This window comes from Sphingomonas sp. STIS6.2 (assembly GCF_000732685.2).
Taxonomy (GTDB): Bacteria; Pseudomonadota; Alphaproteobacteria; order Sphingomonadales; family Sphingomonadaceae; genus Sphingomonas; species Sphingomonas aerolata.
In genome coordinates this window covers 1-1384 of sequence record NZ_JPDP02000028.1, presented here as the reverse complement: position 1 = coordinate 1384, position 1384 = coordinate 1, and the positions used below count along the sequence as shown (strand labels likewise).

Genomic DNA, 1384 nt, shown 5'->3' with positions numbered 1-1384 from the left:
TCGAGCCTGCGGGTTAAAACGTATGGCTCGCCCCGTCGGCAAGCGGTTTGTGTCTGATGTTCTGAGCAGTCTGCGAAAACGTATCCGGCCTTTCGACGCGAGGTCGTTGGCCAAGATGGAGATCCGCGCGTCCTGGTCCTCATAAAGGGGCCGGCATCGAGTGCCATTTTAAGCCATAGGGTTCCAGGTCACCGGTCGACTGTCAGGCCATCTTTCACTTACCTCCCGCAGACATCATCCAGCCGGTGCAAGGTGCATCGGCTGATCTCGTTCAAGCCGCTTGTGCGGCTGGATCGTAAGTACGCTCATGACGCAGCAGCGCCCAGACGATGCGCGCCATCTTGGCCGCTAGCGCCACCACGACGGTGTTGTGATGGGAACGTGACAAAAGGCCGCGCAGCCAGGCTCCAAGTCGTGTGTCGCTCTTGCTCATCGTCGGTAGCGCTGCCCGGGCACCCTGGATCAGGTTTTTTCGCAGATAGCGGCTTCCGCGCTTGGTGATGCCGAGCAATCGCGGTTTACCCCCGGTCGTTGCTTGACGCGGCACGAGCCCAAGCCAGGCGGCAAGATCCCTGCCCCGTCCGAATGTTCGAGCGTCGCCAACTGCAGCTACCAGCGCCGTCGCGTTCAGCGCGCCGATACCAGGAATCGTCAGGAGACGCCGCGTTCGCTCATCCGAGCGGGCAGCCTCGGTAAACTCGGCATTGAGTTCTGCGATTCGGTCATCAAGGGCAATCCAGCGCAGACGCATATCACTGACGAGCCGGTGGATACGAGAGCCCAGCACTGGCTCGTCACCATCGAGCATCTCACCCAGCCGGACGGCAAGCTTTGCGCGTCCTTGCGGGACTATGTAGCCGCGCTCCAGAAGAAGACTCCTGATCTGGTTCATCAACGAGGTGCGATCACCGACAAGCTGGTCACGGATGCGATGCAGCGTTTGCATGTCGAGTTGTTCCTCGGTTTTCAACTCGACGAACCGCATGGTCGGCCGTGTTGCCGCTTCCGCGATCGCCTCAGCGTCGCGGTCGTCGTTCTTCTGCGCCTTAACGTATGGACGGACATATTCCGGCGACATCAACCGAACGGCATGGCCTTGTCGTGCCAGCGCCCGTCCCATGTGATGAGCTCCGCAGCAGGCCTCCATCGCCACGACGCAAGCCGGCAGACCTGCGGCGTATGTGATGACCGTGTCGCGGCGCATCCGTCGGCGGACGACGACCTTGCCGGTCGCATCCAGCCCAACCACGCTGCAACTGTTCTTGCCTAGATCAATTCCCAGAACCGATACGTCCATGACCTTCGCTCCTTCCTCAAACGACCTGCTGTCGTAGGATGACAACGATTCGGATAAGGGGCGAGCCATCCATAAAGGGGGCCTTGG

The 1384-nt window shown here is 60.7% G+C and carries 1 protein-coding gene; it reads right to left on the bottom strand.

Annotated features, from left to right (window positions below; all coding sequences use genetic code 11):
• Positions 1-271: 271 nt before the first annotated feature.
• A complete protein-coding gene (locus sphst_RS04225) occupies positions 272-1297 on the bottom strand; it encodes an IS110 family transposase (RefSeq protein WP_031394283.1) in 1026 nt (341 codons plus the stop codon).
• Between the last annotated feature and the right edge of the window lie 87 nt (positions 1298-1384).